This is a genomic window from Desulfocapsa sulfexigens DSM 10523 (assembly GCF_000341395.1).
Taxonomy (GTDB): domain Bacteria; phylum Desulfobacterota; class Desulfobulbia; order Desulfobulbales; family Desulfocapsaceae; genus Desulfocapsa; species Desulfocapsa sulfexigens.
The window spans coordinates 1184733-1208971 of record NC_020304.1 but is presented as its reverse complement, the minus strand read 5'-3'; the positions used below and the strand labels follow the sequence as shown (position 1 = coordinate 1208971).

Genomic DNA, 24239 nt, shown 5'->3' with positions numbered 1-24239 from the left:
CGCAGTGTGAGTTTTGCTTTGGAGAGTGTTGATTCCTGGGTAAATCCGCCAAAGAAATTCATGAACACCATTATTCAAGATTTATTATTGTTTAGTCGATCTCACCGGGAGTTCCACCACAAAGCGTGCCCCTTGTACATCTTCCCGGTTCTCAGCCAGGATTCGCCCCTGATGTTCCTCGATTATACCCCGGCTGATCGAAAGTCCCAGGCCGGTTCCCGTTTGTGCATCTTTAGTGGTGAAAAAGGGTTGCCAGATCGCTTCCAACTGCTGCGGCTCAATCCCGGGTCCGTTGTCTTCCACGGTGCAGCGGATAAACCCGTTGGCCTGGTCCAGAGTAATGGACAGCGTCCCTTTTTTCTTAGCGTCCATGGCATCAGCGGCATTTTTAAAGAGATTGACAAAGACCTGCTCTAATTGCTGGCCATTGGCTATGACCGGATCCAGGCCAGGCGCCAACTTCTTGTCGACGGTCACATGGTATTTCAGGGCATTGTTACAGAGGGAAAGGGCGTTTTCGATACAGACAACCATGGAGACCGGAACCTTTTCCCTCTGTCCCTGGCAGGAAAATTTGCGTATGGATTCCATGATGACCAGGATACGATTGGCACCCTCGGCTATGTTGACAGGGGCCTCCGCATCCTGTTCCAAAAAATCCTGCCAAGCTCTCCGCAACGCAGTTTCAGAGACCCCATGAGAAGTCATCAGGCTCTTTAGTTTCTGCATATCAGTAAGCAACATCTGGGCATAGCTGAAGATGTAGGAAAGCGGGTTGTTTATCTCGTGGGCAATGCCCGCTGCCAGGGTACCGAGGGTGGATAGACGTTCGGCGTGGATCAATTGCCGGGCACGCTCTGCGGCCAGTTCCTCCAAGAGATCACTGTGTGCCTTGATCTCCAATTGGGTTTTAACCCGTGCCTGAAGCACGGCAGGACTAAAGGGTTTCACCAGATAATCAGCTGCCCCCAGCTCGAGCCCCATGATTTCAAAGGATGAGTCATTTAGAGATGACACAAAGAGTACAGGAATAGCCCAAGTCGCACTGTCGGCTTTGATCCGGCGGCAGACCTCAAAACCATCCATCTCCGGCATCATCACATCCATCAGCACCAGATCGACCCGTTCGCTGTGCAATCTGTCCAAAGCCGTCTTCCCATCCTGAGCGAGCACGATCAGAAAACCTTGAGGCGCCAGCACCGCCTCCATTAGTGAAAGATTGATGGGCTCGTTATCAACACAAAGAATTACGGGTTGTTGATTCATCCCTGCTTGCTTCTCCTTTGATCTAACCGTTACTTATTATATAATTGACCGTTGTTTATTTGGCTGGCATTTCCAGGCCTTTACGTATCATTTCGACAAATTTAGTTAATAACGTTGGGTCAAACATTATTTCTCGCCGCCTGCCCGAAGCCTCCAGAACACTCTCGAAATTTTCGATGGTTTTATATGGAGGAGTGGATCTTGGATGGTTCACCGTGCAGTTGCAATAATGTGTTACAATTTTGCCAATTTCTGTGGATCGGGGTAAGTTCTTAAGCTTATTCTTTTTAAATCGGGTTGCTCCCTGATTCATGGCAAACCTGATAATTTCTCTTTCATATTCAGCATTTTCTAAAATTGCAATCGTTCTTTCCATGAGGCTTTTTGAGTCCTCCATGGTCTCTATGTACCCAATTTTATGAAGAATAAGACTTTTCCCCAAAGTGGTTCTCTGTTGATCACTCAATTCGTTGAGATATTTGGTAAAAAGCATTCCAATGACAAAACATTGGGTTGAATAGGAAATGAGTTTACTATATGAGCCAGCATTTTCAGTTAAGGTGCTATCACTAACGCCATAAGAAAAGATGGTCATTCGGTTCCTGAAAGAGATTATCTGTTCATCAAAAACCTTTTTTACCCTCTCTTTCAAATGCTCTTTGACACTATTTACATCTTCAAACATTCTCTTCAGGGTAAGTTTTTTTTCTGTAATACTCGTTAATTGATCCACAAGCAGATTCAGTTTTTCTTCTGGATTTACATGTAACTCAACAACTAGCTGCGGGTACTCTATGCTGAGACGTTGGATTTCCGCCCGTGACCAGGAACCGTCAGTCTCAATTTCCCCGTTAGGATTTGCCAAGTTTTTTACTACTCGAATAAGGCCAATATTTTCGGGGACCTGACTTATGTGTAACATTAGAAGTCCGTCTTCATTTTGAGGAATATTACCTGTTTCTACTTCATTATTCATAATCGACCCCTTGGGTAATGAATCGTAAATATAACAAAGGTAATTTTCTTGAATGCTATTTTGGAATGCTGATATGTTACTGATTTTTATTCTCAATGTATTTTGAGATAATAAGCTTAACTAAGATACTGAATAATCACATCTATGCATACCCCCCCATTCGGGGGGCTATATTTTCAAATCCCTTCTTTACAGAATCACTCCTAATTTCTTTCTGAGATATCCAACAATCCTTCTAGGTAAAGAAGGTGTTGAACTCTCATTATTATCAGGAGATGGATTATGGGATACTTTTTTGAAGAAGATTTACGCATGCAAACTTTAACCACGAAAGAAGAGAAAAACGCGGCCTTTCGATTGCGCTATCAAGTCTTTGCTGAAGAACTTAAATGGGTTTCTGGTAATGAAAATAAAAAGGAAATTGATTCTTATGACAGCAAATGTCTACAGGTCGGAGTTTTTGCAAAAAATCGCTTGATCGCATGCTTGCGAATCCATTTCCCTACCGACCGATTCATGATTGAAAATGAATTCAAAGAAATTATTGGAAATCACAAAATCCAGAAGACACCACAAACGATTGAAGTAACACGATTCTGTATTGCAAATGACCTCAGAAAAAGTCAAGTTTCAACGAAGTATGGGATGTTTCCAATTGTGATGGCTTTGGAAAAAGCCTTTTATAATTGGTGTAGAAGTAACGATAAAGATACTGTCTATATGGTTGTCTCAAATCACTTTTTTCGGTTATTGAACTTACTGGGTATGCCTTGCACTGCTGTGGCTCCAGCGGTGACTATGCCCGATGGCGTTGTTGCCATAGCTGCGATATCAACCTGGACAGCATTTGAGAAATTTACAGCAACCAAGAAGCCAGCTCTTTTGGCATGGTTTCAAGATTTGGAGCAGTTAAATATCGAACAAATGGTAATTTAGTAGCACAACCCGTTAGGGGGGGTAGACATTAAGCTTAGAGAAAGTAAAAGGTCATATTGCAATATGATAACACCGGCAGGAGGGAGTTTTTGAGTATTTACTTTACTCAGGACAATTGCAATATGACCTTTGCAAATGCCACCATTAATCTCATTTTACAGTTAGTTACCAAGCTCATATCTCTCTTGTTTTTATTATATTGCCGTTGTTATAATCAGGGCTCAAGGTGACTCACTAACAGGAGAAGAAATGCCAATAAATGATTTAATTATTGCTCTCAGCAATTCAAATATTGAGGTTCCATCTAATGTTATTCCAATTTTATGGCAGGCTCAGAATTATATTCCTGACCAAGTGATTGATTCAATACTGACGGCCCTGGAAGACTCACAAGAAGATCATCCCGAAATCCTCAACATCTTATTGGCAGAATGTGCACCTGGGTTTTCAATTGAGAGTATCGGAAGTCAACGTCCTGTAGGTGATTGATTTGTGTATCTCTCTTATTTTTTTCAATCCAGAATGACCTGCTTAAAAATCGATTTTATACATGTTTAATGAAGAAGAGGATATGATTTGACCGAGAGGGTGGATGTTTACTATTCAACTCTTATAAGTCGTATATTCCAAAAGAAAGGGTTTTCAGAAATTCACCCATATGGAAATAAAAGATTGGCCTGCATAGCAATAGCCACCGCATGAGCACGATTGCTCGCATCTAATTTATTCAGGATTTTTGAAATATGCCCCTTTATGCTTTCCTGGCTAATTCCCAATATGACAGATATTTCCCAATTTGATTTGCCTTCCATTGCCCAAATTAATACTTCTCGTTCACGTGGTGTTATTTTAGGCATGCTCTCTCTTGCCTGTTTTTTTATTAGGTGTTGTACCAGTTGATGAAAATGTGGGGCAAGGTAATTGATAATAGTTCTACTGCGGGATGAGTCAACAAGCTCATTTCCTGCTACAGACATTAATCCGAATATTTTGGGTGTAGAAATTATATGAGAAAATCCATTCGTTAATCCAAAGGATTGAGCTTGGGAATAAAAGTCTTGATCAGGAGGTGTTCTGTCATAGATGTCTTTCCAGAACAGTAAACCTGTTTCTCCTGAACTTATTATAGGATCTACAGCGGTATAATTTTGAGTTCGGTATATATTTGTCCATTCAATTGGATAGGACACATTGATTTCTTGTATCGAGGGTAGACTGCTGGGAAAATCTTTTTGGGATGAAAGAAAAACAATGTGACCATACTGCAGTAGGTTTTCAACTTTCGATATAATTGTAAAAAATGTCTCAATAGAATCACAAGTAATGCAGTCTGATATAATTTCCAATAACGTCGTTAATTCCTTGTTACTTAATGCGTCCATAAGAAATATTACCTATAAAAACAGTCCAAAAAAAAACTTAGGTCGCAGTTAAGGATAGCAGAGTAAGGGGAGGTTGCCAAGGTAAATGACTGAATAATCGACAAATTATCCTTGAGAGCAGGTTGGTTTTGTCCTTAGGCGCTGGTTCGTATTCCACTGAATCCGGCTATTTATTCCAGACGAAATCGGCCTTCCAGTCTGGAGATTCCGGCCACACGTGTCGGAGTGAAGCGACGCTATTATTATCTTTCTACCTTGTTGGTATAATTCATGTCAAGTTTGCTTTCTTTTTTTTCAGGGATTCTCCTTTCAGCTGGGGGGGGCAATGTGGCCTAAGATTCTGTGAGTTTATCTTCATGCCAGCTTCCTATGCTATAGTACATTTTACTACAGGAGGTCTCTTTTTGCCTCACCTCTGACGTATGAATTCAGGAGCCGATGTTGGTTTGCTAAAAGAAAACTCCCAGAAATACGAAGGGGGAATGCAATCTCCTGTATTCTCGGACAAGGCTAGAGTATAATCAAAGAATATGTTTTCAATGGATAAATAGAACTGAAAGGGTGTTGAAAATGGATGGATTAATTTGTTATTGCCATAATCATACGGCAGATGCTTTGGAAAAAGATGTACTTGTACACGGGAAATCAACCATTTTGGAGCAGATTATTGCTGAGTCAAAGGCCGGTAACTGCAACTGTGAAACGAACAATCCTCAAGGGCGCTGATGTCTTGTAGATGTTCGCCGGGTGGTGAACGAGACCTTAAAAAAGGCGGGGAAGAGGACTTTATTTGGATTGGATGTTTTGTGAGATCGCCCGTCTATCACTATTGTGAATTTTTTCAAACAACAGTAGCCTTACCCCTATGATGGAAAATAAAAAAATATATAGTCTTGCAATAAGTTGTGCAGCTGGCCTTGAAGATTTGGTGTGCCAGGAAGCAAAGGATCTTGGCGGAATTGATGTGGACCAGGCAAGGGGGTTGGTGAGCTGGAAGGGTGATCTTGAAGCTGCCTACCGGGCCTGTCTCTGGTCACGCTATGCTTCCCGGGTGTTTCTCACGCTTGCCGAATTTCCAGCCCCCGATGAAGATGCTCTGTATGAGGGGGCATTGAAGGTTGACTGGGGCCAGCACATGGATATTGAGACGACCTTTGCCGTGGATTGCACTCTTCATCTGTCGGCCATACAGCATAGTGGATTTGCGGCGCTCCGGGTAAAGGATGCTGTGGTGGATCAGTTTCGTAAGACTCATAATGAGCGACCAAATGTATCGGTGGTACGTCCTGGGATCAGGATTCGAGTCTCCATTTACAAGGATCAGGCCACAATCGCCCTCGACTTAAGTGGCGAGAGTCTGCATCGACGCGGATATCGGAAGGAGGGTGGAAGTCTTGCTCCATTGAAGGAGAGTCTGGCGGCAGCCATTGTTGCACTTGCCGGATGGAAACCTGGGATATCAAAGGATGTCATGTTTCTTGACCCGATGTGTGGCTCGGGAACCATCCTTATCGAGGCAGCCTTGATTTTTGGTGATGCAGCACCCGGACTGTCCCGCAGTTATTTTGGCTTTAGTGGCTGGAAGATGCACGATCGGACTCTTTGGGACAGACTGGTGGATGAGGCCATCGAGCGGGAGGAAGCCGGACTTGAACGGGAGTGGCCTCTAATGCTTGGTTATGATGCCGATCCCCGTGCCGTGGCCGTGGCAAGGAGCAATGTCGAAAATGCCTGTTATGATGACAAGATCGTTATTAAACAGGGACAACTTGCTAATCTGCGGCGTCCTGCTGCCAGGGGGATCATGGTGGTCAATCCACCCTATGGCGAGCGGCTTTCCGAAACAGATCAGGCGGAACAGCTTCACAGGGCTTTGGGGCGTATAAGTAAACAGGAACTGTACGACTGGCAGATAGGAGTCTTTACCTCCAATCCCGATTTCGGTGACAGGATGGGGATCAAGTGGGAAAGGACTCACCGCATGTATAATGGCTCCATTAACTGCCGATTGTTTTGTGGCACAGTGCATGAAGAGGATACACCGGCGTTTCAATGGCAGCTTGCTGTGGATAATGGCCCCGAGGAAGGAATAGAGTTTGGTAACAGGCTTCGTAAAAATGCCAAAAAGTTTCTTAAGTGGGCAGAACGTGATGGGGTACACTGTTTCCGGGTGTATGATAAAGACCTTCCGGAATTTAATGTTTCGGTGGATCTCTATGAAAAGTGGATTCAGGTTCAGGAGTATGCTGCACCCGATACGGTAGATGAAAAAATAGCACAGAGACGTTTTCAGCAGGTGTTGCATCAGGTTCGGCACCTCTTTGGGGTACGCAGAGACCGGGTATTTTTAAAAACCAGGCGCAAACAGAAGGGGAAGGCCCAATATCAAAAACAGGCAACCCATAAAAAAATGTACACCGTCCGGGAAGGGGACTGCTTTCTACTGGTGAATTTCACCGATTATCTGGATACCGGAATATTTCTTGATCATCGCAATATTCGTATGAAAATTGCGAGGGAAGCTAAGGGGAAACGTTTCCTCAATCTTTTTGCCTACACGGGAACGGCTACCGTTCACGCAGCTGTAGGTGGAGCGGAATCCACAACCACCGTGGATCTTTCACCAACCTATCTTAACTGGGCTCGGATGAATCTTGCTCTGAATGGTTTTGGCGGCTTGGCTCATGAAACGATACAGGCCGATTGCCTTAAATGGTTGGCGGAGGATAGAAAGGAGTACGATCTGATCTTTGTTGATCCTCCCACCTTCTCCAATACCAAAAAAGAAAGCCGGGTCTTTGATGTGCAACGCGATCACCGCCTCCTGATTGAAAAATCCGTTGCCCGTCTGGCAGAGGGTGGGGTGCTCATTTTTTCAACCAATTTCAGACGCTTTCAGATGGATGAATCCATTGACAAGTATTACGCAATCCGTAATATCAGCAGGGACTCCATTCCCCTTGATTTTGCCAGAAACAGTAGAATTCATCATTGCTGGGAGATACGGAGGAAATAAATAATTATGATACGAGAACTCAGTCCTGCCGAAGTGCAGGAGCAAATGAATCAGAAGGAAACCTTTGTACTCAACGTGATAGCGGCCTGGTGTCCGGATTGCATGGTACGCCAGCAACCTCATTTTCCAGGGTTTGCACAGAAAATGGAAACAGCTGGAATTCCAGTCTATCAGTGCTGTGTGCAGACTGAAAAGCTGATTTTTATCTCAGATGAACACCAATCACTCACCGATGCCTTTGGCGGTCATGGCTATCCGCGCACGGTTTTGATTGCAAACGGAGTTATGGTGGATTCACGGGTGGAAGTTATGGATGCCCTTGCCCTGTCAATGCTGGCTGATGAATTTCTGCAACAGGTGTTGTAGTCAGAGGGGCAGGGGTCCAGTAAAGACAACAAGGTGTGTTTGAGCCACCTATTTCACGTTATCACTGGAAGGAAATTTTAGCAGTTTCCCTTTTTTCCTTACCGGCTGTGGCCCGCATTTGGGACAATTTTTACAGCCTTTATTCAACATACTGTGGATATGTTTCAACAGTATTAGACGACAGTTTGGACAGAGTTGGAGGATAATCTCCTGGTAGATATCATCTAGAAGCTCATTCTCGTCCTTTCCGGCTATCTCAGAGAGGGCCATGGCAATAAGTTTGTCCGGGTGTTTCAGTTCGGGGATGGTCTCATCCTTGGCAGCAATAAGTTCCGTGCGGCAGTGATAAAATAATTCACCGTCCGGAAGAGGTTTTCCGCAGCAATCACAGTCTCTTTTCGATATATGGGGGATGTCTGTCATACGGCTTCCTGTATAAGTCTCAGTGCATTCCCACCGAGAATCCCGGTGAGTAGTTTGTCATTCAGTGCCAATGCTTTTAAGTGGTGAATAGATTCTGTCTGATCAATCCACGGCGAGTCGCTGCCAAAAAGCAGATATTCCTGAGGGTGGTTGTTCAGCATTCGAATTACTTGTTCCTTCTTAAGATAGTGGAGGGCAAAGGAGATTTCCATATAAATATTTTTACCAATAAGGATATCCTCAACTTCATCCCAGATATCCCATCCTCCAAAGTGAGTAGTTATAAGACGCAAGTGCGGAAAACGCTGCTGAAGCTTTTCTATTGCTGCGGGGTCTACACGGCGGATACGGGGAAAGGCGATGTCGTACCCACAGTGAACAACAAGGAGCAGGCCTGTGTTACTTAAGGCTTCGTAGAGGGGATCCAGTTTTTTCTCATTTAAAAAATAGTCCTGATAAAAGGGATGCATCTTTATTCCGATAAAGCCTTCCTGTTTTACGGTATAAACATGTTCTAGGCAGTGTGGATCATCTGGATGAATGGAGGGCAGGGGAATAAGACGTGCGTTCTTGACCTCACGTGACCAGTTGAGAATGGGCTTAAACTGTTCAGGGCGGGTCGCAATGGAGCAGATAAGACTGCGATCAATACCAGCCAGATCCATGGAACTTAGAAGAGATTGGGTGGTTCCAGCAGTGTGGGCCTTGATGTTTCCTTCCTTTTCAAGAACAGGAATGGCTTTTGCCGCGACGTTATCAGGGAAGGCATGGGTATGAAAGTCGATAATCACTTGTGATCACTTTTAAAAATAAGCTTATGGGTGTTCCGCATAATAAAGGTGTTTTTTTGTAAAACACTAGTATACTTCGAGCTATCTGCTTTGTAATTAAATCTTTTACCAATACAACCTTGATGCATTCCTTAGTTACTGAAAAGAAAAGGAAAACCTGGAGGTCTTTCACCAGGTCTCCTCTGTTTGATATCGGACAGTTTTTGCTCCTTCTTGTTCTGGTATGCTACTTTTTCGCACGTTCAGTTGAGGATATGGGCTATCAGTGGCAATGGTATCAGATACCACGATATCTTTATGTCTGGGATGATTCTGGTTTTATGGCGGGTCCACTCCTGTACGGACTTGGGGTGACTGTTAAGATATCTGCAATCAGTCTAGGGTTGGCATTTGTAGTCGGCCTGATCACAGCATTGCTCCGCCTTTCAAACTCGGTTCCGGGAAAAGTTGTTGCACGATTTTACCTTGAAATCAGTCGAAATACGCCTCTTCTTATTCAGCTCTTTTTCATTTATTTTGTTATGGGGCCAATTCTTGGCCTCGATCGCTTTTGGGCTGCAGTGCTGGCACTCAGCCTTTTTGAGGGTGCCTATGCCTCTGAGATCCTTCGTTCCGGAATTATGTCTGTGGAAAAGGGGCAGTGGGAGGCTTCGCACAGCCTGGGACTCAGTTATAATCATGCTTATCGATTTATCGTTTTTCCTCAGGCTGTGCGTCGAGTATTGCCGCCACTGGCCAGCCAGGCCATATCTTTGATTAAGGATTCGGCACTGGTAAGCACTATTGCTGTCTATGATCTTACCATGGAGGTACAGGCCTTGATTTCAGAGACCTTTCTCACCTTTGAACTCTGGTTTACTGTGGCTCTGATGTATCTTGTTATCACCGTGTCCCTGTCAATCCTTGTGTCCTACCTGGAAAAACAGATGTCATCACCCTACAGGTCTGATTTGTCTTTTTGATTACTATGCAATAAGATGTTCTTATATCTGACACCCTTATTTTTTCAGAAACTCACTCAGGAGGAACAATGAAGACATTCAACGGAAAAGTTCTTGTAACTATTTGCCTTATTACAGCACTGATTATGACAGCAATCCCTGTCATGGCCGGGAAAATGCAGAATCAGCTGATAGCCGAATCAACAATTGACCAGGTCATGCGGCGCGGAGTTCTGCGAGTAGGGATGGATACCTTTCTGCCCTGGGCCATGAAAGATAAATCGGGGGAGTTGGTAGGATTTGAAATTGATGTTGCCAGAAGATTGGCCTCCGATATGGGAGTGAAAGTGGAGTTTGTTCCAACCAAGTGGGCTGGAATTATCCCGGCATTGCTCACCGGAAAATTTGACGTGGTTATCGGTGGCATGGGCATACAGACAAAACGTGCACTCAAGGTCAATTTTACAATTCCCTATGATTACTCCGGCATGGCCATTGTTGCCCATAAAGAAAAGGCGGCAGGGTTTGCAAGTCTTGAGGATTTTAACAATGCGGATGTGGAGATTGCCTGTAAACTGGGGACCACAGCGGTTACAGCAGTAAAGAAATACATCCCGAATGCCAAATTACGCCTCTTTGATGATGAGGCCCAGGCCTATCAGGAGCTTCGTAACGGCAATGTTCATGCAGTTGTGGGGTCAGCTCCCCGACCAGCCTATGAGGCTATTAAATACCCTGAAACCATGTTCCTGCCACTTGAGTCGAATTTTACCAGAGAGCCTATTGGTTTTGCTGTGCGAAAAGGTGATTTTGATACCATCAGCTTTTTTAATAACTGGATTACCATCGTCAGTCACGAGGGCTGGTTGGAAGAGCGTCATCATTACTGGTTTGGTACCAAAGAATGGGCCCATCTGGTTGAGTAAGGATAAAAATACAAAATGACCAGTCGAGTCGATCATTTTGTTCATCGTTGTACAAGTGATATACTGCATGGTCTCCAGGAAGGTCTGTCTGAATTCTCGGGGCCGAGTCGGGTGGCGGTGATATACTGCCTTACTCCCCAGTCAAAACTGTATATCTGTGATCCTCAGAGTCTGCTGAAAGGCTATGATCCGGCATTGAGGATGATTTTTTCCCCGGATGGGAAGTGGTGTGTCGACATTAATCTCGAAAATGATAAAGCAAGATATGGTCATATCCTTCCAGAAAAAAACTTAGGGCTTGATGGTCTTGTCAGCTATGGCGGTCGATCGGGTTCTGTCTTTTATCAGATGTGGTTTACAGAACACCATCCTGATATTTGCTCCATTGGACCAACGGAACGTTGGCTGGAGTATGCTGTACTCCGTTTTTCCCATGACATTGCCAATGAGCAGGAGTTATATTCCGGGATCTCGGGGAGTTTTCTCAAGGAGTACGCGACTCATGCCGTTCGGGATTGTATTATTGATGAATGTAACTTTCGTCTCGGTATCGATTCCAAAATCCGTATTTACCCGGTTTTGAAGGCTATCCTGGGTATCTCAAAGACTCTGGAAGAAGGGGCTTTGCCGGATGGGAGTCTGCTTTTTGTGGAGCCGAGGCTGATGGGGCAGCTTTCTTTTCTTGCTCGTTTTAATGAGGGTGAGCGGCCGCAACTGGATAATTGCAAGCATGTTCGAAAATTACTGCAGAGTGTTAAAGGGTCTGGTAACAGGCTCGTTTCCGATGGGGTCTCTATCGTTGGTATTGCATCCGACGAGGATCTTGAGTTTTCTATTCTGGTTGAGTTTAATGAAAGCTATGGCTTTATTAAAACGGGAGAAGAAACCGTCTGCAGCTTTTTCGATGGAAAGTTTCATTCCACCACCAATATGGCTAAGTTGGTTGAAGTTGAAGAAAGCCTCCTAGAGGCAGAGTCATTAAGCAGTGACTCTGTGTATAAGCTTTTCCATATTATCAGTGCCCTGGTCCACAATGCTGAAAAATCCTCCCATGGCTGCACTCTGGTAATAGATCTGGAAAGTTCTCCTCTTGATATTCCCGGTCAGAAGTTTGAGCAGCCTCTTGACCTTTCAGAAGAAAGGCTCCTTTCTCTCGCGGCTTCTCTTTCTGCCGTGGATGGAGCACTCCATATTGATGCTGAATCCTGTCTCCGCGGATTTTCCTGCCTCCTCGATGGCCGAAGCATTTATGGTGAAGATCTGGCCAGAGGAGCGCGCTATAATTCAGCCCTTCGTTTTTCCAAAGAGCACGATGGGGTGATTGTGGTGGTTGTCTCCTCGGATCGCCCTGTTTCAGTTATCAGGCATGGAATTGAAATGAATGGCCAGTGTACCTGGCGGGCACCTGGAAGCTGTGTTTTTAAGCCCAGGCTGATAGAAGAGTGGCTGGATGATGCAAAATAATAATAGAGAATGATAAAGAATGTTACCGGGAAGTTGTATAGTTTGAAATCATTTACTTACAGGCCTTTCTTACTGATTCTGCTTATTTTGATTTTGGCCACAGCGTTATTGGCTTATCTTGTCCCCATGAGAGATGAGATGTCTGCTGCAGTTGATCCTTTGCCGAATATTGAAAGTGTATCCTTGGATACACCTATAGCCGATGAGCAATCAGCGCCAGAGGAAGTCGTCCTGCAAACAGGTCTGGAGATCTCTCCAATTGTTTTCGAATCCACCCGAAAAAAGATAGACCGCAAACCTGACAGGGTTCCGACGGCCACCGAGAAGATGTCCAGACGTGTCTTGCGATCGCTTGTGTATATCGATTCTCCCCTTGGCCAGGCGACAGGATTTTTTATTGATTATAAAGGACATATTCTGACAGCAGGGGATGTAGCGGGGCCCAGCAAAGAAAAACTGGAGAAGGCCAGATATGAAAAAAAACTGCTGGATCAGATTGTTGTTCTTGAGCAGCAAAGATTGCGGACTATTCGGCAAAAAATGAATCTTCTGCTGCCTGGCTATGAAAAAGAAACATTTCAACGTCTCTCCGAAGAAAAAAAGAAGGAACTTTTTACCAGTATCACCAGAAGCCAGGAGTTGGGTGATTTGTTAAAGAAAACCAGTGGGCCGTCTCTTGAAAATTTATCGGATATAAAAATCCTCTCCTCAGAGGGGAAACGGTTGAAGCTCAAAAAAATAACTTACAGCTCTACTGCTCATAATCTGTTACTGCTTCAGGTGAATACAGCAAAACTAAAGTACACGCCTCTTCGTCCCCGTACTATTCCCTTGCGAGCAGGTGACAGGGCTTTTATTGCAGGATACAGGGCAGAGAGCGGTGTTTTGGTGCAGGAGGGGAGAGTGGTTGACAACGCAGCCTCACTTGAGAAGCAAAAAATGCTATGCAGTGATATTCGGATACAACAAGAGGATAAGGGGTGGCCGTTGTTGGACAGATATGGAAATGTCAGTGGCCTGAACAGTGGGGTGTTCAGGGACCCCAAAGGCAATGATTGCGCCATTCCCATTGAGGCGGCTTATGATGCTTTCAGGTCGATTCTCATTCCGCAGATACGTGCTGTGAAGTCCAAGATCATCGTCAGCAATGGTAAACAGTGAAATCAGTGTTGAGTCCTTGTGTTGATAAAATCAAGTAGCGCAATGACTGGACAGTTGTTGATATGAAAAAAGAATGGAACGTTACTTATCCCTGAGGAAAAAACATGACAGATGAAACAAGTAAACTTGATGCGATAAAGGCTTCAATTGAAGAGCTGCGTGATGAGATTCGACTGGAGGCTCATCTTGGTAAGGCAGAAGCTGTACAGGAATTAGAGAAGCTTGATAAAAAATGGAAAGCTTTTCTGGAGCAATGCAAACCAGTTGTAGATGAAGCTGGTAAAACTGCTGAAAATGCCGGTGCTGCCCTGAGCCTTGTGGCCGATGAATTGAAGTCAGGTTATGAGCGTATTCGTAAATTGTTCTAGCACTGGTGAACGGTAAGCAAATCGGGACAGGTGTTTTTACGAACAGAGAATTGAAAAAAGCAGAATAACATTTCCGACGGGAACAGAGAATGTCTGAAGAAAAAAAATTTAATCCGGCCAAGAGAAAGAAACTGAACAACCCGGTTCGGTTACAATGGATTCCCCCGCAGAGAATAGGAACGCTGTTGGAAATGGAGAAAAGGCGGGTGTATCTTGATATCGGTGCCGGCACTGGCTATATCAGCCGTGAAGTTGCCTTAATGGTACCCGATGCGGTTATTCACGCCCTGGATATTGAGCCGCTGATGGTGGAGGAGATGGCAAGGGGTAGAGAAAAAGACCATATTCTGCCACAACTCATGACGCGTGATGTTCTTCCCTTTGCCGATGCAAGCGTCGATGGCATTTGGTCTATTACGGTCTTTCATGAACTTGGCAATCCAGTACCCTTGTTGCGTGAAATACGAAGAGTTCTACTGCCCGGCGGACGACTGCTGATAGTTGATTGGGAAAAGAAGGTGGAGGCCTGTGAACAAGGGCCTCCACTGGAGCATCGTGTATTTGTGGAAGATGTTATGGCAGTGTTGCAGGAAGCAGGGTTTTCGGAGGTGCGGGAGGTGACGGGCTTCACGCATCACTTCGGGGTGCTTGCTGAATACTAAAGAATACCCTTCACTCTGAACACCTGCTGATTGTATTCAATAGAACCAGGCCACACACGAAGAAATCCTTTGATTTAGTGATCGGTGGCTTCCTTGACAGATCCCTCAATTTGACCAAACAGATCTTTGATACCTGCAGCGATCAGATCCGGCTGTAAGGCAAGTTCCAGTTTTTTGCTCCCTCGTGCATCGACGAAGGTATTCACATATTGAACCTTGTTTTTCTTGAGAATTTTCACACTGCTGTCCAAAAGAATAAAGTGATAGCCAAGCAGACCATATCCGGCAGCCGCTGCAATAAGAAGGACTATAATTTTTTTCATTCCTGTTCTCCTGAGAATTCCTGGTTGTAGGGAGTCGTGAATCAGCCCCTGAGTTTGTCTGATGGTACGATACAGGATACTGTGAAGTTCAAATATCAGCAAGAGGGATATACAACAACGTCGTATCCAAAGAGCATTTTCAGGTAAAAAACGGGACAGTTATTGGTAATTTGTCTTAATTGGTGTAGATAGCGGGAAGTGAATTTGAAGTCAGTATCAAATCCTGATACTGAGCAACAAGCAATTGCCAATACGGCCCATTGATAGTGGAAAGCCATGTTTTTGAAGAATTACAACAAGACGGCACTCAAGTGGAAGGATCAGAAAATACGTTATGCGGATCTTCTTCGAGAGGCAGTCTATTTTGCAAAGCTGTTTCCAGATACCGCCGAACGGGTTCTGATTTTCTCGGAAAACAGGCCGGAGTGGATTTACAGTTTTCTTGGTTCGTGGAAAAATAACTGTACTGTTATTCCGGTTGATTATCTGTCAACCGTTGAGGAAGTAATCTACATCGTAAACGATTGTTTACCGGACGTTGTTTTTTGTTCCCGTGAGCGGGAGAAACTCTTTCGCAGTGTTATTGAGTCCATTGACCATACTCCACTTCTCCTTGTTTATGAAGATGTGGGGACAGCTGGTAATACTTCTGAAGAAGTCGTAGAAGGAATCGATTTTGCCAAAAAATCGCTGAATGACACAGCGCTGATAATCTACACTTCCGGAACCACCGGCGATCCCAAAGGTGTAATGCTTTCTTATGAGAATGTGATGGCGAATGTGGAAGCCGTTTCCATCGGGGTACCCATATATTCCATCGATGAACGGGTTATGCTTCTGCTTCCCCTGCATCATATCTTCCCTCTGCTTGGTTCCATGGTTGCTCCTTTGTCAGTTGGTGCGACCATCGCCATGTCTCCGTCCCTCCAGCCGCAGGATATTATCAGTACTCTCCAGAATAATCAGGTTACAATTATTATTGGAGTGCCCCGGCTGTATAAGACGATCTGTAAAGGCGTTATGGACAAGATTAATCAGAAGAAAATTGCCCGCCTGCTCTTTTTCATCGCCGAAAAAGCAGGTTCTCAGGGCTTTTCCCGTATGATTTTTAAGGCCGTACATCAAAAATTTGGTGGAAAACTTAAGTATCTTGTTTGCGGTGGAGCTGCCCTCGATCCTGATGTCGGTAGTAATTTTATGACTCTGGGCTTTGAAATCCTTGAAGGATTTGGAATGACTGAGGCTGCACCGATGATTAGCTTTACCCGTCCTGGTCAGGTCACCATCGGTTCTGCCGGTACCGCTATGTCCTGCACCAGTATTGAGATACGGGATGGGGAGATTGTCGCATCGGGAAAAAATATTATGCAGGGGTATCTGAATCGTCCAGAGGAAACCGCCGAGGTTTTAAAGGATGGATGGCTCTACACCGGGGATCTTGGTCATCTTGATGAGAAGGGGCGGCTTTTTATAACCGGCCGCAGAAAAGAAATTATTGTATTGGCCAGTGGCAAGAATATCAATCCGGTTCTGGTTGAACAGAAACTGGAGAGCTTAACAGACTGCATCAATGAAGTCGGGGTCTTTGTGAAGGATGATATCCTGCAGGCAGTTATTCAGCCGGATTTTCAGAAAGTCAGGGCGCGTGAGATCACGGAGCTTGATGATTTCTTTCGTTGGAAGATTATTGATGCCTACAATAAGACGGTTTCTCCTTCAAAACGCATCCTGAAATTCACCTTGATAGACGAAGAATTGCCCAAGACACGACTTTCCAAGCTGCGCCGTTTTCAGTTACCTGATCTGGTAGGAAAGAGGGCAGCACGGAAAAGCGATGCCAGGCAGCCTGACTTTGAAGAGTATCTTATTATCAAAGGTTTTATCGAGGAACAGAGTAAAAGGGAAATTTTTCCCGATGACCATCTGGAGATTGATATCGCCATGGACTCTCTCGATCAGGTGAGTCTTCTTGCCTTCCTGAAATCCACCTTCGGGGTGGAACTCAGCGAAGAAAAACTGATGGCACACCAGACAGTTCGTCGTCTCAGTGAATTTATTCAGGAGAAGAAGGAAAAAATAAGCGTTGAGCTGGTAAACTGGAAAGATATTCTGAAAGAAAAAGTTGACCTGACACTTCCCAGGACATGGATTACCGCCAATGTATTCAGGACTTGCAGCAAACTCTTTTTTAAGGGTTACTTCAGGTTTAAGGGGGAGGGCCAGGAGAACATCCCCGATACACCATGCATTATAGCCCCGAACCATCAGAGTTTTTATGATGGCCTGTTTGTGGCGTCTCTGCTCAAGCAGAATTTTTTCAAAAACACCTATTTTTATGCCAAACGAAAACATGTTAACAATCCGCTAATACGTTTTCTGGCAGACAGAAATAATGTTATCGTCGTGGATCTGAACTCAGGCCTCAAAGAGTCCATTCAGAAGCTGGCCGAGGTGTTGAAAAAAGGGAAAAACATTATGATATTCCCTGAGGGAACGCGAAGTATGGATGGTACCCTTGGAGATTTCAAGAAACTATTCGCCATTCTCAGTATGGAGCTGAATGTCCCGGTTGTTCCTGTTACCATAAATGGTGCTTATCAGGCTCTACCCGTGGGGACTCTTTTTCCCAGACCTCTGCGTCAGGTGTCGGTGAGGTTTCAGCAGCCCGTTTTTCCCGAGGGCCATACCTATGACTCATTGACGGAAACAGTATATCAGCAGGTAAGAGGCGGGCTGTCTTGAGGTAAAGTAGTGAAAGCAGATCCATCCCATCTCAATTACCAAATATATTATTTTTCTCGATTTTTGTCTTCAGGTGGGCGCTGGCAGAATTGTTCAGAGCCAGTCTCCTCAAACTGTTGGTAAAGGAAGGGGAGACGAGAAGGGCATAACGACTCTCGCCCAGCACATCCCCGAAAAGAGTTTCCAGCTTGTTCGCTATTTCGGTTGGTACTCCAACCGGAGACATCGCCCATCCATTACATTGGAGAAAGACGACTCATGAAAAAAATCATACCCCCCCTGGGGGGCTGTGGCGGGATTCGGGCTACTTCTTTTTATCAAACGGGGTCATTGTCCCCCAATATATCGAGGATAAATACAAGGCGGGTTCAGATGTCCTTGCCTCCGGAAGTGGTTATGGCGAATTCAAGATGGCCGAGGGTGTGTCGTGGTTTTAACCTTGCAATGAAGAAAACATTTTACTTGAATAGGGTTCTCTATACTCTTGACGAAGGCTTTTTCATGGGTGCCCCCTTTCTTGCGTTACCCTATCCCTAACGCACGCCGCGATAGAAGGCGAGGCGATGGGCATAGGGTTTGAAAATTGCTTCAATATTCTTTTTTTCACCATCTGACAGGGGTTTAAGATTTGTCCCTACTGAGGCTAAGGTGCGGACCTCGGCTGGAGTGGAACAGCCAATGATGGGCAAAGTAATATCAAAAGAAAGGGCGTAGCGGATCAATAATTCTGGAGATATATCGAATTTGGGTAGGATATAATGGGAGGCTCCAAGCACCTTCATTCCGATAATGGCAACGGATTTTTGCTGGGCTGCGGGTAGGGTATCGGTGAGAAAGCCTTCCATATTGCCTTCCACCGGATTTACGGGCATAAGTACCGCATCCACAGGCCATTCTTTAAGGGCACGAGTGAGGATATAAGGGTCATGGTGTCCGGTGACTCCGATGGCTTTTACCAAACCTTGCTCTCTGGCTTCGACAAAGGCTTCTAAGGCTCCGCCGGGTCGGGCAATAGCACGGAAATCATCATCTGTGCGGATATCATGAATCTGCCAGAGATCAAGATAACTGGTTTGAAGGCGTTGGAAACTGTTTTGCAAATCAACGAGGGCTCCTTTTTTGTCCCGCGCGGCTGATTTGCTGGTTTGGAAAACGTTCTGGCGCAGGTCTGGGTTCTTGCCCCATATTTTTCCATAATACCGTTCACTATCAGAGTACGCTTTGGCCGAATCGAAATAGGTAATCCCCTGGGCCAAAGCCTCCTTTATAACGGCCTGCGCCTCATTATCTTTACCATAGGTTCTGAGAATCCCTTCCCCACCCATACCGACAACAGAAACGTTTCCCTTCAATGTATTGAAATTAGTGGTTTTCATTGTCTCTCCTACAAGTGACTGCAAAGGTTTTAAAGATCCGCATCAAGTTGTTTATATTCCTACTATGTTATGCTTTGCTGAGTATTTTTACTAGAAATGTCATAGTTGTTGAGCGATCACTTGCTTGTTCATCTTGAAAGCCACTCCAGCTAGCCCACTAAAAAGAGTTGCCTGGAGAAAACATTTCCAAGGCTGAGTTCCACCCGGAAATGATTGTCCTGGCCCAGGCTTGCAGTATTGGCACCACTGGTTACATCCGTGTCGGATGCGAGGAGTCAACATTGGTGCAAAATAAGTTTCGCTGGTTCCGGCTGGCATTCCACCATGCCTTTGATCAGATAATAATCGCAGAAAAAATGGATCCTTGTATCAGGTTTGCCAAAGGATATCCCAAGAACCTTCAAGGTCGGAAATAGCCTCGCCTCAACCTTGGGGTAGTCGATGGTCTTTTTGTAGCCCCAGGCCCGCCGTCAGTATCATCGTGTATACCTGTACTGCGCAAGATTTTTTTTGTATAACCGTTAGTTCCTCTCTGCCGTGTGTAAAGCAACAGCCGTCAGCCTATGGCTCTTCCTTCGCAAAGGCGTTTTTTTTAAGGAAGAAGGTTGTTTCTTTTGCAAATTTTCATCACCCTTCACCTTCTAAAGTTCCAAAAATCAGGATGCAGCATGGCTAAAAAGGGGATTAGTTCCAGGCGACCAACGATCATGTTGAGAATGAAGATAATTTTGGTCAGTATTGATAGCCCCCCAAAACTTCCCATGGGACCAATTTCCCCATAGCCTGGACCGATATTGCCGATGGTGGCGGCAGTACCTACAATCCCAACTGCAGCATCCCCTTCAATAATCGTCACTAAAAGGGCAGAGAAGGTCATCAGTACGAGATAAAAGAGAAGAAACCCTAAAATCTGACGTTGAATATCTTCTGCTACTGACTTGTGATCGATTTTAATAGGAAGAACTGCTTTTGGATGGATAATCTGGGTAATTTCACGTTTGAGATATTTCAGACCAAACAGCACACGGATAACCTTTATTCCACCTCCTGCTGACCCGGCACAGCCCCCCACCAACATCACAGTAAAAAGAATGGTCTGAGCAGTAACACTCCAAAGAGCAAAGTCCGCTGATGAAAATCCGGCTGTGGTGATAATAGATACTATCTGAAAAAGACTGTCACGGACAGCATCAAGGAATGTGGCTGTGCCATCCAGAAGAAGCGCAATACAGAGACATACCGAGACAAAGAGTACAATAGAAGTGTAGAAATGAAACTCTTCATTTTTCAATAGGGGCAATGGTTTTCCCTGTATGAGAAAACGGTACTGGAGAGCAAAGTTACTTCCTGCCAAAAACATAAAACAAGTAATAATCCAGGTAACGGTTGAGCTCTCATAGCCCATAATTGACAAAGGGTTGGGAGAAAAGCCCCCGGCTGCCATTGTTGAAAGTGCATTGCAGGTGGCATCAAAGAGAGGCATACCGGCAGCAGCAAGACAAAATATCTCCAACAGAGTCAACAAGAGATACACCAGCCAGAGAGCCTTTGCCGTATGGGTAATTCTTGGGGTCACTTTTTCTTCAGTGGGGCCTGGTGCTTCTGCAAAAAATATTTGCCTGCCGGCCACTGCAAATTGTGGAAGGATAGCGACAAATAAAACGATAATCCCCATACCACCAAGCCATTGGCTGAGGCTACGCCAGAAAAAGAAATCCTTGGGGTAGAGGGAAAAATCAGTGAGAATAGTCGCACCCGTTGTGGTAATACCGGATACAGACTCAAAATAGGCGTCCAGTGGAGAAAGGCCATAGAAAAGATAGGGGATCGCCCCCATAGCCGCTGTAACAATCCAGGCAAGGGAGACAATGAGCAGCCCTTCATTGCGTTTAAGATCGTCAAAATTTCTCGAGAAACCACCATATTTCTGGAATAGCAGGCCAAGCCCAATGGATGTTGATGCTGCGGTTATGAAAGGAAGAACAGAGCTATATTCATGCTCAACGAGAGCAACCACAATCGGAGTCAGCAGGATTGTACCAAAGGCAACAAGGATGATTCCAAGAGCATTAAGGACATTACTGAGTTTCATCAGGAAAAGAGCATTTTTACGATTTCGGCATCGTCTGCCATGGTGAAGACCTTTATTTGATCTCCGGCTTGTAAAACGGTGTTACCAGTGGGAATGAGAAGACTCCGCCCCCGCTTGACAATCCCTATAATTGCCTGGACCTCAAATTTGAGATCAATAACTTTTGTTTCGGGGAAATTTTCAGGCAAAGTCAGACGCAATACTTCCCCCTGTCCTCCTTCTACCAGCGCCAGGATGTCTACGTTTCTTGCTTGCACACGATTGAGAAGTTCTTTGAGTGCCGAGTCCCGCGGAGATACAGTAACATCAATGCCTACCTTCTCAAAGAGTTGACCGGTTCTAGCATCCTTAACCCTGGTGATAATTCGTCGGGTGGGGGCAAGCTGTTTGACAAGAAGTGAGCAGAGAAGGTTTTTTTCATCATTATTGGTGATACAGACAACAACGTCAGCATTATCTACGCTTTCCCCTTCTAGTAGTTCCAAGTCTGTCCCATCTCCATGGAGTATGAGACTTTTTTTCAAGTTGTCTGCCAGAAATTCACATCGCGCCTGATCATGTTCAATGATTTTCACTCGGATTCCAGTCTGTTCCAGTTTCTGGGCCAACATGAAACCAACACTGCCTCCACCTATGAGGACAGCAGTCTTCGTGACTTCAGTTGATTGAAATATTGTTGCCGCCAGACTATCGAGGGCAGAATTTGTACCCATGAAAATAATTTTATCATCCTCCAGGATGATAGTAGAACCATTTGGGATAAAAAGCTGGTTTTCACGTGTGATGCCGACAATAAGTACATCTGGAGGAAAAGAACAATCCATGACACGGTGGTCGCACAGGACGGAATCTTCCTTGATGCGGTATTCAAAAAGCTTTGCCCGGCCTTCTGCAAAATATTCCACATCAATGGCTTCGGGGACAGAAATGATACGAAAAATATCTTGGGTAAGTAATTGTTCCGGCCAGATGATGGTATTAATATCGTATCTGGTCAGATAACGATCCTGTTTTGGGGAAGCAAGATTCCTGTAGAGTTCCATGGTACGAATAAAACAAATTGTCTCAATATCCACGATTTTTTTTACTGTCCAGCAGGCAACAATATTGGCTTCATCAAGACCGGAACAGGCAATGAACAGTTCACATTTCTTCACATCGGCCTGTTCCAGGGCATCAATATCAGCACCACTCCCACCGACGAAACTGAGATCCAGATTATTAAATTTGTCCGGCATCCTTTTCAGGTCGTCAATGAGAGTAACACTATGCTCCAGATAGAGTCGCTTCGCCAGCATATAGCCAAGCTCTGTTGCACCATAAAGTAAGATATTCATTCTACATTCTCTTTTTGTCTAACAACATGAGGAGTATTCGCTCTGTTTATCTTATTCCAGCTGGGAAAACAATATCATAAGAGAAAAAAATAGGGGAGATGATACTGATTTAAATGTTGGTAGAGGGCTTCAAGTTCTCACTGTCTTGTGTAAAGTGGCAGCCGGCAGTTCTTTCTCGCTACAGCACGGCTTGGCCCGGTAACGATGAGCCGGTTTACGGTACCGATTGATGCCGGTGATGATTTAAAAGGACACCTCTGTGGAAATACAATAAGATAATGGAATATTGGATGAACCTCTGTAATGATTATTTGATGTAGCAGGTATAAGGGGAATATAATAGGGTGCTTTTTATGGTTTGGGTGGAAATCTGAGTGACTGAAGGCTTGTTTTTCCCCTTAGTACTTTCCTAATGGAAAGCGAATTCTTATTCTCTCACCGAGAAGCAAATTCATATCACTTTATGCAAAGACTGTTTAGACTATTCGTAATTGGGATTGCAGGCATACTTATTAGTAGTGGTCCTGTTTACGGGCAGTCAGGTCAAAACTCAAATTGCGGCGGTAAGATCGGGGTTACTTTCAGCTTTGGTTCAGCTATAAACCGGCTGGGATTAACTCTAGGGGGCTACGTAATACGTGATAGAGGGCAACTGAATCTGCATGCCCGCTGGTATTATAATTTTACATCTTTGGGGCCATCTCAATCTGGTTCGGAGGCTGTGGTCAGTCTTGGGGGGCTTTTGGCCTGGGGGGAAGAGCAGAAGTGGGAAAATCGTTTTGTTACTTCAGTCGGCAATCAAACCGGCAAGAAATACAGTCTGGCCTATGCCTACAACTATTATGTTGATCAAATTTCTACCTCTCAGCCGACGGGTACCATAGCAGCGCAGATTGATACATTTCATATTATCACTGAAAATGATGCACTGGGATTCCAAGGAGGGGATAAATTTCGAACTGGTGCTGTTTTACTGGCTATACAGAACAAAAAAGAACAGTTTGGCCTCAATACGATTCTCTGGACTGGGAATGCATCTAAACAAATAGAGAAGATTAAGGAGAGCTCTTATCCAGGGAGGTATGGTTATAAAGACCTTCAGCAGGCACCTTATGGCAATTTAAGTCATGGAATACTTAGCCTGCAGTATGACAAGGTACTTGATGGATTTCAGACAATTCAGGGACGCCTTGGAATAGATGCTGAGCAAGTACGACATTTCCTGCAGAATAAAGTGATGCACGATATGTATTTTGTCCCTGAACGATTGATGGCAACAAAAAACCTGCACATTCCAATGCTGGATGCTAAAGGAAACGCGTATCTCTTTGACGCAGCACAAACAATCAGGCCGGCCCGTTTCTTTTTCTCTGCTGCTATGAATCCGAGCCTCTTTTATTAGCAGTTGGTTGTGGCTGGTCAGCAAATCACCCAACCAGGTGATTTTTCGGAGTCGTGTGAAAATTACAGGTTGAATGAAGAGAGTTATGCTGAAAAGCTATGATAACACTTTATAAAGTTTCCTGAATAGATGAGAGATATGCTTGGTCGTAAATTGAGTGAGCCGCTTCTCCCGGAAAGTTTTTTACTAGTATTTATATGATGTCCCCTTGGATATTTTCTTGACCGGAAGCGAATTCTTCGGGTGCTTTTTCGGGTTGCCACATTTAAAGAAATCGATTACATAGAAA

At 44.7% G+C, this 24239-nt stretch carries 24 protein-coding genes; 15 read left to right on the top strand and 9 right to left on the bottom strand.

The annotated features are described in order from the left end of the window. Positions 1-84: 84 nt before the first annotated feature. Both UWK_RS05335 and UWK_RS05330 read right to left on the bottom strand, forming a co-directional pair. Positions 85-1266: a sensor histidine kinase gene (locus UWK_RS05335; protein WP_015403335.1), complete on the bottom strand. Its 1182-nt coding sequence runs from the start codon at positions 1264-1266 to the stop codon at positions 85-87. A gap of 55 nt (positions 1267-1321) precedes the next feature. Beyond that, entirely contained in the window at positions 1322-2338 is a 1017-nt protein-coding gene (locus tag UWK_RS05330) for a hypothetical protein (protein WP_228130042.1), read from the bottom strand. Positions 2339-2524: 186 nt separating this feature from the next. Here UWK_RS05330 and UWK_RS05325 point away from each other — a divergent pair, with 186 nt between their 5' ends. Next, positions 2525-3178 carry an acyl-homoserine-lactone synthase gene (locus UWK_RS05325; RefSeq protein WP_015403333.1) on the top strand — a complete coding sequence of 218 codons (654 nt, stop codon included), beginning with the start codon at positions 2525-2527 and terminating at the stop codon, positions 3176-3178. 249 nt (positions 3179-3427) lie between these two features. After that, positions 3428-3667: a hypothetical protein gene (locus UWK_RS05320; RefSeq protein ID WP_015403332.1), complete on the top strand. Its 240-nt coding sequence runs from the start codon at positions 3428-3430 to the stop codon at positions 3665-3667. Positions 3668-3828: 161 nt separating this feature from the next. Here the strand turns inward: UWK_RS05320 and UWK_RS05315 are convergent, their stop codons facing one another. After that, a complete protein-coding gene (locus tag UWK_RS05315) occupies positions 3829-4560 on the bottom strand; it encodes a helix-turn-helix transcriptional regulator (protein WP_015403331.1) in 732 nt (243 codons plus the stop codon). Between the two features lie 570 nt (positions 4561-5130). Between UWK_RS05315 and UWK_RS19300 the strand changes: the two genes are divergently transcribed. From UWK_RS19300 to UWK_RS05305, 3 genes are all read left to right on the top strand, one after another. Beyond that, positions 5131-5286: a bacterioferritin-associated ferredoxin gene (locus UWK_RS19300; RefSeq protein ID WP_015403330.1), complete on the top strand. Its 156-nt coding sequence runs from the start codon at positions 5131-5133 to the stop codon at positions 5284-5286. A 139-nt stretch (positions 5287-5425) separates the two neighbouring features. Continuing rightward, a complete protein-coding gene (gene rlmKL, locus UWK_RS05310; RefSeq protein WP_015403329.1) occupies positions 5426-7576 on the top strand; it encodes a bifunctional 23S rRNA (guanine(2069)-N(7))-methyltransferase RlmK/23S rRNA (guanine(2445)-N(2))-methyltransferase RlmL in 2151 nt (716 codons plus the stop codon). A 6-nt stretch (positions 7577-7582) separates the two neighbouring features. After that, complete coding sequence (locus tag UWK_RS05305) at positions 7583-7942, top strand: TlpA family protein disulfide reductase (RefSeq protein WP_015403328.1); 360 nt, start codon at positions 7583-7585, stop codon at positions 7940-7942. Positions 7943-7990: 48 nt separating this feature from the next. Here the strand turns inward: UWK_RS05305 and UWK_RS05300 are convergent, their stop codons facing one another. Beyond that, positions 7991-8365, bottom strand: a complete 375-nt coding sequence (locus UWK_RS05300; protein WP_015403327.1) for a hypothetical protein — start codon at positions 8363-8365, stop codon at positions 7991-7993. Then, positions 8362-9156: an amidohydrolase family protein gene (locus UWK_RS05295; RefSeq protein WP_015403326.1), complete on the bottom strand. Its 795-nt coding sequence runs from the start codon at positions 9154-9156 to the stop codon at positions 8362-8364. The genes UWK_RS05300 and UWK_RS05295 overlap by 4 nt, the downstream gene beginning before the upstream one ends. A 203-nt stretch (positions 9157-9359) precedes the next feature. Here UWK_RS05295 and UWK_RS05290 point away from each other — a divergent pair, with 203 nt between their 5' ends. The 6 genes from UWK_RS05290 (at position 9360) to UWK_RS05265 (ending at position 14678) form a co-directional block, all read left to right on the top strand. Continuing rightward, positions 9360-10118, top strand: coding sequence for an amino acid ABC transporter permease (locus UWK_RS05290; protein ID WP_228130041.1), 759 nt, complete (start codon positions 9360-9362; stop codon positions 10116-10118). Between the two features lie 68 nt (positions 10119-10186). Beyond that, the gene (locus UWK_RS05285) at positions 10187-11023 is read left to right on the top strand and encodes a transporter substrate-binding domain-containing protein (RefSeq protein WP_015403324.1); all 837 of its coding nucleotides are present in this window, start codon (positions 10187-10189) and stop codon (positions 11021-11023) included. 15 nt (positions 11024-11038) lie between these two features. Then, on the top strand, positions 11039-12487 hold the full coding sequence (locus UWK_RS05280; protein ID WP_015403323.1) for a DNA integrity scanning protein DisA nucleotide-binding domain protein: 1449 nt from the start codon (positions 11039-11041) through the stop codon (positions 12485-12487). Positions 12488-12625: 138 nt separating this feature from the next. Next, entirely contained in the window at positions 12626-13648 is a 1023-nt protein-coding gene (locus tag UWK_RS05275; RefSeq protein WP_167320721.1) for a trypsin-like peptidase domain-containing protein, read from the top strand. 104 nt (positions 13649-13752) lie between these two features. Next, positions 13753-14016: a hypothetical protein gene (locus tag UWK_RS05270; RefSeq protein WP_015403321.1), complete on the top strand. Its 264-nt coding sequence runs from the start codon at positions 13753-13755 to the stop codon at positions 14014-14016. 89 nt (positions 14017-14105) lie between these two features. Then, positions 14106-14678 carry a class I SAM-dependent methyltransferase gene (locus UWK_RS05265; RefSeq protein ID WP_015403320.1) on the top strand — a complete coding sequence of 191 codons (573 nt, stop codon included), beginning with the start codon at positions 14106-14108 and terminating at the stop codon, positions 14676-14678. 74 nt (positions 14679-14752) lie between these two features. Here UWK_RS05265 and UWK_RS05260 read toward each other — a convergent pair whose 3' ends face one another. Next, on the bottom strand, positions 14753-15001 hold the full coding sequence (locus tag UWK_RS05260; RefSeq protein ID WP_015403319.1) for a hypothetical protein: 249 nt from the start codon (positions 14999-15001) through the stop codon (positions 14753-14755). A 276-nt stretch (positions 15002-15277) separates the two neighbouring features. Between UWK_RS05260 and UWK_RS05255 the strand changes: the two genes are divergently transcribed. The 3 genes from UWK_RS05255 to UWK_RS19290 all read left to right on the top strand — a co-directional run bounded on the left by UWK_RS05255 (position 15278) and on the right by UWK_RS19290 (position 18280). Beyond that, positions 15278-17743 (top strand): AMP-binding protein, encoded by a 2466-nt coding sequence (locus UWK_RS05255; protein ID WP_015403318.1) that lies wholly within the window; start codon positions 15278-15280, stop codon positions 17741-17743. Between the two features lie 73 nt (positions 17744-17816). Further along, entirely contained in the window at positions 17817-18005 is a 189-nt protein-coding gene (locus UWK_RS20125; protein WP_167320720.1) for a transposase, read from the top strand. Then, entirely contained in the window at positions 18002-18280 is a 279-nt protein-coding gene (locus UWK_RS19290; protein WP_153304829.1) for a hypothetical protein, read from the top strand. Before UWK_RS20125 ends, UWK_RS19290 begins: the two co-directional genes overlap by 4 nt. On the opposite strand, the gene UWK_RS05245 is transcribed toward UWK_RS19290, so the two are convergent. The 3 genes from UWK_RS05245 to trkA all read right to left on the bottom strand — a co-directional run bounded on the left by UWK_RS05245 (position 18277) and on the right by trkA (position 22548). After that, positions 18277-19119, bottom strand: a complete 843-nt coding sequence (locus UWK_RS05245) for an aldo/keto reductase (RefSeq protein WP_015403315.1) — start codon at positions 19117-19119, stop codon at positions 18277-18279. The genes UWK_RS19290 and UWK_RS05245 overlap by 4 nt on opposite strands. A gap of 634 nt (positions 19120-19753) precedes the next feature. Then, positions 19754-21211 (bottom strand): TrkH family potassium uptake protein, encoded by a 1458-nt coding sequence (locus UWK_RS05235; protein WP_015403314.1) that lies wholly within the window; start codon positions 21209-21211, stop codon positions 19754-19756. Next, a complete protein-coding gene (gene trkA, locus UWK_RS05230; protein ID WP_015403313.1) occupies positions 21211-22548 on the bottom strand; it encodes a Trk system potassium transporter TrkA in 1338 nt (445 codons plus the stop codon). The genes UWK_RS05235 and trkA overlap by 1 nt, the downstream gene beginning before the upstream one ends. Before the next feature lie 463 nt (positions 22549-23011). Here trkA and UWK_RS05225 point away from each other — a divergent pair, with 463 nt between their 5' ends. Continuing rightward, the gene (locus UWK_RS05225; RefSeq protein WP_015403312.1) at positions 23012-23950 is read left to right on the top strand and encodes a polymorphic toxin type 23 domain-containing protein; all 939 of its coding nucleotides are present in this window, start codon (positions 23012-23014) and stop codon (positions 23948-23950) included. Positions 23951-24239: the final 289 nt, after the last annotated feature.